We start from the raw sequence: 8,360 nt of genomic DNA, 5'->3' as shown, positions 1-8,360 counted from the left end.
CTGCTCGGCGGCGGTGAAGCCCAGCACGGAGTACACGACGGTGCGCGCGGCCAACTCCGAGTGCTCGGCCGGCACCCCCGCGTCGGTGGCGGCGGTCGCCAGCCGCGCCAGAATCGTTGCGGCGGCCTGCGACTGACCCGCCGCGAAGCTCGCCGAGACCAGCTCGGCGCCGTCGGTGTGCGACAGCAGCGCATCGCGCAGCCGCGCGCACAGCGTCTCGATGCGCTGCCGCCAGCCGCCCGGCCCCGGGTCGGCGCAGGCCGGGCCCAGCACCCGGTCCGCCACCGCGCCGAGCAGCTGCTGCTTATTGGCGAAATGCCAGTACAGCGCGCCGGGGGTGATATTGAGCTCGCGCGCCAGCCGACGCATCGTCAAATCGGCGATGCCGTAGCTGTCCAAGAGGGCGGTGGCCGCGGCGACCACGTCACGTTTGTGCAGTTGCACTCCGCTAGCCTAACCTGAACACCGTTCAAGTCAGCGCACAGCAAGGGAGTTTCTGGTGACTCAGGCGGCAGCTCGGCCCAGCACCGGCACCGATGCGGAAACCGACATCTTGGCGGTGGCTCGCCAGCAGGTGCTGGAGGACGGCACCGGATTGACACGGGACCAGGTGCTGGCGGTGTTGCAGCTGCCCGACGAACGACTCGAGGAGCTGCTGGCGCTGGCGCACGAGGTGCGGATGCGCTGGTGCGGACCCGACGTCGAGGTCGAGGGCATCATCAGCCTGAAAACCGGCGGCTGCCCGGAGGACTGCCACTTCTGTTCGCAGTCCGGGCTGTTCGCGTCGCCGGTGCGCAGCGCCTGGCTCGACATTCCCAGCCTGGTCGAGGCGGCCAAGCAGACCGCCAAGACCGGTGCCACCGAATTCTGCATCGTGGCCGCGGTCCGTGGCCCCGATGAGCGGCTGCTCGCGCAGGTCGCCGCCGGTATCGAGGCGATTCGCAACGAGGTCGACATCCAGATCGCCTGCTCGCTGGGCATGTTGACTCAGGAGCAGGTCGACCAGCTGTCGGCCATGGGCGTGCACCGCTACAACCACAACCTGGAGACCGCCCGGTCGCATTTCCCCAACGTCGTCACCACCCACACCTGGGAGGAGCGGTGGGAGACGCTGTCGATGGTGCGCGACGCCGGGATGGAGGTGTGCTGCGGCGGCATCTTGGGCATGGGGGAGACGCTGGAGCAGCGCGCCGAGTTCGCCGCCGACCTCGCCGAACTCAACCCTGACGAGGTGCCGCTGAACTTCCTCAACCCGCGCCCGGGCACCCCGTTCGGTGATCTGGAGGTGCTGCCGGCCGCCGACGCGCTGCGGGCGGTGGCCGCGTTCCGGTTGGCGCTGCCGCGCACCATGCTGCGTTTCGCCGGCGGCCGCGAAATCACGTTGGGGGATCTGGGCGCCAAGCAAGGCATCCTGGGCGGCATCAACGCCGTCATCGTCGGCAACTACCTGACTACGTTGGGCCGGCCGGCCGAGGCCGACCTGGAACTGCTCGACGATCTGCAGATGCCGATCAAGGCGCTCAACGCCACCCTGTGATGGTGCGCGACTTGCCGGCCCCGGTCGGGGCCGGCGTCTACAACGTCTACACCGGCGTGCAGAGCGACGATCCGGCCGGTGGCTCGGTGCCGACGGCCGCACAGCTGGGTTTGGAGCCGCCCCGGTATTGCGCGGCGTGCGGCCGCCGGATGATGGTGCAGGTGCGCCCCGACGGCTGGTGGGCGAAGTGCTCCCGGCACGGGCTGGTGGATTCGGCGGAACTCGACGCCCAGCGCTGAACGGTTGCGGACCCCTGATCCCAGGAGCCGCCAAGTTCTGCGCAGAATCCGGACGGCGACGCTGCCGCGGGTGGCGGGGTGCCCCCGGCCGCGAAGAGCGCCACCAGAGCAACGACGGCGCTAATTCGCTTGGTAATCCACGTATTCCGTAGCGTCATGCGCTTCAGGGAAACCGACATCACTCTTTGGGCTTACGTCGCACGTTTGATCGCGGCGAGCGCGGCCTGTTTGGCGGTTTCGGCGCAGTCTTCGCCCGCGGGCGTGGTCAGTTTCACGGTGACGACCGGGGTGGGTGCGGTCAAATCGGCCCCGGACCCGGACCTGACGGGGTCGATGCGGACGGTGGCCTTGGCGACCACGAAGGTCCCACAGCCGTCCTCGCTGTCGCTGGTGAAGTCGAACAGCGCCACCCCATCTTGCTCGCTGCGGCTCAGGGGTCGCAGGTAGTTCGAGGTGATCATGGTGTCCGACCACGCGGCCAACCCGTACTTCACCACCGCGTACAACACGTCGGGATCGGTGGTGGTGTCGCCGAATTCGAGGTCGCAGACACCGGGATGTCGCCAGGTGGTTGGCGACTGCGCCTCCGGGTTCGGCTCCTTCCAGACGAAGCCCACCGCATGCAGGTCCGCTGCGGCGGCGCAGGGATCGCTGGTCAGAAACTTCGCGGCGACCGCACCGCGATCGGCGGCATACACGGCAACGCCGTTTTGACGAGCGTGCGCGGCAACGTCGGCGGCGATCGCCTCGGCCAGTGGGCATAACGAGGTGTCGTCGAAGTCCAGCCAGCCATTGGTGATGTTCACCCGGTCCACTTCGATGACGGGATCACGCATGGACTTCGGGGCGCCCGCCAGTCCCGTCAGCGGAAGCGCCGCACGGAACATGCACGGCGAGGTCCGTGTCGTCAGGCCGGGGTGCGACGAATCCGGGCTGAACCATTGGTCATTGAGTCTGGGCTCACCGGACAAGACCTGAAGCGAAAGCCCCGTCTGGGTGGACGGAAAGGCGATCGTGCAGGCGTCACCGCCCAGCGGCGCAACCGGAGAAACACTCGCGGGTGCCTCCTCAATCTCGGAGACAGCGCTGTAGGTGTAGCTGAAGTCCTTGTGGTTGTTGGCGGTCAGGATTTGTGGGTCGACAAAACCGCACGGATCGATCTGCCGCAGTGCATACAGCTCGGCCAGATGATCGCGGTCGACCTGCGTGAGATTCAGGCCGTAGGTGTCAAGCGTGGTGGGAAAGAAGACCGTCGACTGGTCGGGCGGTGCCGGTTGCACCGACGTCGTGTCCGGCGGCGGGGTGTGGCAGGCCGCCGTCACCAGGCCGCACACCAGCAGGGCCGCCGCGCAACCGATCGCTCGCAACATGTGGTTTCCGTTCTTGCGGGTGACCTGTCGGGGCGCTCAGGACCGGACTCTGGACACCTCACCAGTATCGCGCCCGCCGGCGCGCTTCAGCGCGCCTAAATGCACGGGCCTCAACTGTGAGCGGGCGCTGCGGCCGCCTCCGGTAGGGTTTGGGCGACTGTTCGAGGGGAAGGTGTCCGGGTGTGGTTGAGGGGGCGATGACCGTCGGCGCCGGCCGGCAGCAACCGCGGCAGGCCGCCCCGCGCACCACGCGGCCACGGGCGCTGGCCCTCGTGCTGGGCGGCTTGGCGCTCGTCGGTGTCGCGGTCGGTGCGTTGTGGTCGTGGCTGGCGCCGCCGATCCACGGCGTGGTGGCGCTGACCCGGGACGGCGACCGGGTGCACGCCTACCTGGGGCCCGAGTCCGACCATTTCTTCGTGGCGGCGGCGCTGATGTTGGGCCTGCTGGGCGTGGTGGCCGTGGTCGCCGCCGCGCTGGTGTGGCAGTGGCGGGCGCACCGCGGCCCGGAAATGGTCGTCGCGTTGTCGGCCGGGTTGCTGGCCGCCGCGGCCGCAGCGATGGCGGCCGGGGCGGTGCTGGTGCGGCTGCGCTACGGCGTGGTCGATGTTGACGGTGCGCCGGTGACCCCGGACCACCGGGTGCACTACTTCACCGAGGCGCCGCCGGTGTTCTTCGGCCATACCCCGCTGCAGATCGCCGCCAGCCTGCTGCTGCCGGCCGCGACCGCGGCGCTGGTCTACGCGCTCGGGGCCGCCTCGAACGCGCGCGACGACCTGGGCGGCTACCCGCCGGTCGCGTCGTTCGTCGAGACCGTCGCCGCGCCCGCCGGCGCGGTCAGCCTCGAGAACGGTGCAGCCAACCGCCCGTGATGACCTTGGCGGCGATCACCCCGAGGCGCACCATCCCGACATAGGTCGTCGGGTTCAGCAGCGTCGGCCACGACGTGCGCACCGGGTGGTCGGCCACCGGACGACCCGCGAACCGGTCACGCAGCCAGTGCAGCACCATCGGCGCGGACAGCGGGTGCAGCAGGATGTGGTCGCTGAGCCGGTCCCGGTGGTAGGTCAGGGCAGCCCCGCCGCCGGCGTACGCGTCGGCCAGGTGGTCGATGTGCTCGACGGAGATCACTTCGTCGTAGACGGCCTGCACCATCAACACCGGCGGGGTCGGCACCTTGGCGCCCAGCTTGGTGTCCTCGAAGACGTGTTGCACCGCCGGCAGGTCCAGGATCTCGTCGAGCGGCTGGTCCACGTAGGACGCCATGCTCTTGTTGCGCATCGCGATCACCGCACCGGCGGTGGTCATGGTCTCCAACGAGTGCAACAGGTCGCGCCCCTCGGGGGTGGCGTGCTCGGCGATCACCTGGTCCAGGTCGGGGTAAACGTGCGCCAGCGCGGCCACCATCATCGCGGGCAACCCGGAAAAGAACGAGCCGTTCAACCGGCGGAAGGTGTGGCCCAGGTCGCCGACCGGTGACCCGAGCACCGCGCCGACCACATTGAGGTCGGGGGCATAGTCCGCCGCCACCTCGGCCGCCCACCCGGTCGCCAGTCCGCCGCCGGAGTAGCCCCACAGGCCCACCGGTGCATCGGCGGCCAAGCCCAGGCGGTCGGCGTTCACCGCGGCGCGCACCCCGTCGAGCACGCAGTAGCCCGGCTCGTAGGGCGCGCCCCAGGCGCCGTGGGGTCCTTCGTGATCGGGGATCGACACCGCCCAGCCCTCGGTCAGCGCCGCCGCGATCAGCACCAACTCCAGCTGGGCGAAGGAGCCGATCGCCTTGGCGTGCCGCCGCAGCGCATAGGACGGGAAGCAGCGTCGGGTGGTGGCATCGATGGCGCACTGATAGGACAGCAACGGATAGGACCGCTTGCGGTCGCGGTCGGCCGGCACCAGCACCGTGGTCACCGTGGCCTCGGGCGCGCCGTGGCGGTCGGAGGTGCGGTAGAGCAGTTGCGTCGCGGTGAACGGCTGCGGGATGACGCCGAGAAACGCCAGCTCCACCTCGCGGGAGCGCAGCACGGTGCCGGGCACGGCGTGCTGGAAGCCCGGTGGGGGCAGGTAGAAGGGGTCGTCGTCGGGCTGCAGCGGATGCGCGCCGCGCTGCAGGTCCTCGTGCGGAGCCTGGCCGATCCACTCAACACCGTGTTCACGCGCCAGGCCGTCAAACTCCATTCGGGCATTCTTGCTTAAGAGGGGGTTAAGAATCCAATCCGACTCGCCGTCGCGGCGTCGCCCCGTGCGCCGAGCAGACGCAGATTCGCATCCCGGGCGCCTCGGGAATGCGAATCTGCGTCTGCTCGCGGGTGATGTAAAGCCACCCGGGCCAGCTACCCGGGTGGGCGCAGGGCGGCGAATTCGTCGGTGATCCGCAACTGCGAATCGGTGAACCGGTACACCGCGGCCGGGCGGCCCCCGCTGCGGCCGGACTGGGCGGTGCCCCCGGTGCGGGTGATGACGCCGCGGCGGGCCAACACCCGCTGCAAATTGGTGGCGTCGACCTGATAGCCCAGCGCCGCGCCGTAAATGTCGCGCAGCGTCGACACCACGAATTCTCTTGGCGCCAAACCGAATCCGATATTGGTGTAAGACATCTTGGCGACCAGCCGGGTGCGGGCGTGCGCCACCATCGGGCCGTGGTCGAACGCCATCGGCGGCAACGCGTTCACCGGATGCCAACGGGTGTCCGGCGGCAGCTCCGGGGTAGCGGGGGAGGGCACCAGGCCCAAAAAGGTGGTCGCGATCATCCGGGCGCCCGGCACCCGGTCGGGGTCGGAGAACACCGCCAACTGCTCCAGATGCGCCAGCTCCCGCAGGTCGACCTTTTCGGCGAGCTGACGGCGCACCGAACTCGTCAGATCCTCGTCGTCGCGCAGCCGCCCGCCGGGCAGCGCCCACGCGCCCCGCTCCGGTTCCCGGGCGCGTTCCCACAACAACACGTTGAGCTGCGGTTTCGGTGTATCGGCGGCCGTTCCGGGGGCCGCGTCCGGGTCCGCTTCGAGGCCCCGAACCTGGAACACGACGGCCAGCACTTCGTGGCCGGTGCTACCATACAGCATGTTTTCGATTGTAAGTCGAAAACCTATTCGGCGAAAGGAAACCGCCATGACCGGAGTTATGTCGGCGGACGGCCTGGCCGCCCGCATCGTCGACACGCCCACCGGCTATGCCGGGGTGGACGCCGATGAGCAGTGGGCCGCCGAGATTCGCCGCCTGGCGCGGGCGCGCAACGCCACCGTGTTGGCGCACAACTACCAGCTGCCCGCCATCCAAGATGTCGCCGACCACGTCGGTGATTCGCTGGCGCTGTCGCGGATCGCCGCCGAAGCCCCCGAGGACACCATCGTGTTCTGCGGCGTGCACTTCATGGCCGAGACCGCCAAGATTTTGAGTCCGGACAAGACCGTGCTGATCCCCGACCAGCGGGCCGGGTGCTCACTGGCCGACTCGATCACCGCCGAGGAGCTGCGCGCCTGGAAGGACGAGCACCCCGGCGCCGCGGTGGTGTCCTACGTCAACACCACCGCCGCGGTCAAGGCGCTCACCGACGTGTGCTGCACCTCGTCCAACGCCGTCGACGTGGTCGCCTCCATCGACCCCGACCGCGAGGTGCTGTTCTGCCCCGACCAGTTCCTCGGCGCCCATGTGCGCCGGGTGACCGGGCGGGAGAACCTGCACGTGTGGGCAGGCGAATGTCACGTGCACGCCGGCATCAACGGCGACGAACTGGCCGACCAGGCGCGCGCCCACCCCGACGCCGAACTGTTCGTGCACCCGGAGTGCGGTTGCGCGACCTCGGCGCTGTACCTGGCCGGGGAAGGCGCGGTCCCCGAGGACCGGGTCAAGATCTTGTCCACCGGCGGCATGCTCGACGCCGCCCGCGCCACCCAGGCGCGGCAAGTGCTGGTCGCCACCGAGGTGGGCATGCTCTACCAGCTGCGCCGGGCCGCACCCGAAGTCGACTTCCAGGCGGTCAACGACCGGGCGGCCTGCAAGTTCATGAAGATGATCACCCCGGCGGCCTTGTTGCGCTGCCTGGTGGACGGCGCCGACGAGGTGCACGTCGACGCGGACACCGCGGCCGCCGCGCGGCGCAGCGTGCGGGAGATGATCAAGACCGGGCAGCCCGGCGGCGGCGAATGATGCCCGCCGCGGCCTTCGAGCAGCACGTCGACGTCGTCGTCGTCGGCACCGGGGTCGCCGGCCTGGCCGCCGCGCTGGCCGCGCATCGGCGCGGGCAACGCGTCGTCGTGTTGAGCAAGGCCCCGCGGACGCCCGGGATGACCGCGACCCATTACGCGCAAGGCGGCATCGCGGTGGTGTTGCCCGACACCGACGACTCGATCGACGCCCACGTCGCCGACACCCTGGCCGCCGGGGCCGGCCTGTGCGACCCCGAGGCGGTGACCTCGATTGTCGCCGACGGGTACCGCGCGGTGGTCGAATTAGTCGGCGCCGGAGCACGATTCGACGAGGCGACACCGGGCCGGTGGGCGCTGACCCGCGAAGGCGGACATTCCCGTCGCCGCATTGTGCACGCCGGCGGCGACGCCACCGGCGCCGAGGTGCAGCGGGCGCTGGACCAGGCGGCCGCCGTGCTGGACATCCGGACCCGTCACGCGGCGCTGCGGGTGCTGCACGACGACGCGGTGACCGGGGTGCTGGTCGCGACCCCCGCCGGGCTGGGCCTTTTGCACGCCCCGGCGGTGATCCTGGCCACCGGCGGCCTGGGCCACCTGTATGCGGCGACCACCAATCCCGACGGCTCCACCGGCGACGGGATCGCGTTGGCGCTGTGGGCCGGGGTGGCGGTCGGCGATCTGGAATTCATCCAGTTCCACCCCACCATGCTGTTCGACGGCCACGCCGGCGGCCGACGACCCCTGGTGACCGAGGCGATTCGCGGCGAGGGTGCGACACTCGTTGATCGCCAAGGCAATTCGGTGATGACCGGGGTGCACCCGATGGCCGATCTGGCGCCGCGCGATGTGGTGGCGGCGGCGATCGACGCGCGGCTGCGCGCCACCGGCGACGACTGCGTCTACCTCGATGCCCGCGGTATCGCCGAATTTGAGCACCGCTTCCCGACGGTGACCGCCGCCTGCCGGGCGGCCGGCATCGACCCGGTCGCCCAACCCATCCCGGTGCTGCCCGGCGCGCACTACAGCTGCGGCGGGGTGGTCACCGACGTCGACGGCCGCACCGAGCTGCCGGGGC

At 70.2% G+C, this 8,360-nt stretch carries 9 protein-coding genes; 5 read left to right on the top strand and 4 right to left on the bottom strand.

The annotated features are described in order from the left end of the window. The coding region (locus tag BKN37_RS24210; protein ID WP_071029473.1) for a TetR family transcriptional regulator at positions 1-444 on the bottom strand (444 nt) is incomplete at its 3' end. Between the two features lie 55 nt (positions 445-499). Between BKN37_RS24210 and bioB the strand changes: the two genes are divergently transcribed. Then, positions 500-1,537, top strand: coding sequence for a biotin synthase BioB (gene bioB / locus BKN37_RS24205; protein ID WP_071029472.1), 1,038 nt, complete (start codon positions 500-502; stop codon positions 1,535-1,537). Beyond that, complete coding sequence (bsaP, locus tag BKN37_RS24200) at positions 1,537-1,776, top strand: biotin synthase auxiliary protein BsaP (protein WP_423212835.1); 240 nt, start codon at positions 1,537-1,539, stop codon at positions 1,774-1,776. Before bioB ends, bsaP begins: the two co-directional genes overlap by 1 nt. A 191-nt stretch (positions 1,777-1,967) precedes the next feature. Here the strand turns inward: bsaP and BKN37_RS24195 are convergent, their stop codons facing one another. After that, on the bottom strand, positions 1,968-3,146 hold the full coding sequence (locus BKN37_RS24195; RefSeq protein ID WP_071029470.1) for a hypothetical protein: 1,179 nt from the start codon (positions 3,144-3,146) through the stop codon (positions 1,968-1,970). A gap of 197 nt (positions 3,147-3,343) precedes the next feature. On the opposite strand from BKN37_RS24195, the gene BKN37_RS24190 reads away from it, so the two are divergent. Next, positions 3,344-4,015 (top strand): DUF2567 domain-containing protein, encoded by a 672-nt coding sequence (locus tag BKN37_RS24190; RefSeq protein ID WP_071029469.1) that lies wholly within the window; start codon positions 3,344-3,346, stop codon positions 4,013-4,015. Here the strand turns inward: BKN37_RS24190 and BKN37_RS24185 are convergent. Beyond that, a complete protein-coding gene (locus BKN37_RS24185; RefSeq protein WP_071029468.1) occupies positions 3,981-5,318 on the bottom strand; it encodes a lipase family protein in 1,338 nt (445 codons plus the stop codon). The genes BKN37_RS24190 and BKN37_RS24185 overlap by 35 nt on opposite strands. Positions 5,319-5,473: 155 nt before the next feature. After that, positions 5,474-6,202 (bottom strand): NUDIX hydrolase, encoded by a 729-nt coding sequence (locus tag BKN37_RS24180; protein WP_071029467.1) that lies wholly within the window; start codon positions 6,200-6,202, stop codon positions 5,474-5,476. A gap of 46 nt (positions 6,203-6,248) precedes the next feature. Here BKN37_RS24180 and nadA point away from each other — a divergent pair, with 46 nt between their 5' ends. Together nadA and nadB are read left to right on the top strand one after the other, a co-directional pair. Beyond that, positions 6,249-7,286, top strand: a complete 1,038-nt coding sequence (nadA, locus tag BKN37_RS24175; protein WP_071029466.1) for a quinolinate synthase NadA — start codon at positions 6,249-6,251, stop codon at positions 7,284-7,286. After that, positions 7,286-8,360, top strand: a 1,075-nt coding sequence (gene nadB / locus BKN37_RS24170; protein ID WP_095407197.1) for an L-aspartate oxidase, incomplete at its 3' end; no start/stop codon positions are given. The genes nadA and nadB, both read left to right, overlap by 1 nt.

The sequence above is a fragment of the Mycobacterium talmoniae genome (genome assembly GCF_001854525.1).
Lineage (GTDB): Bacteria > Actinomycetota > Actinomycetes > Mycobacteriales > Mycobacteriaceae > Mycobacterium > Mycobacterium talmoniae.
The sequence above is the reverse complement of the archived record's forward strand: the minus strand, read 5'-3'. Positions and strand labels throughout refer to the sequence as shown.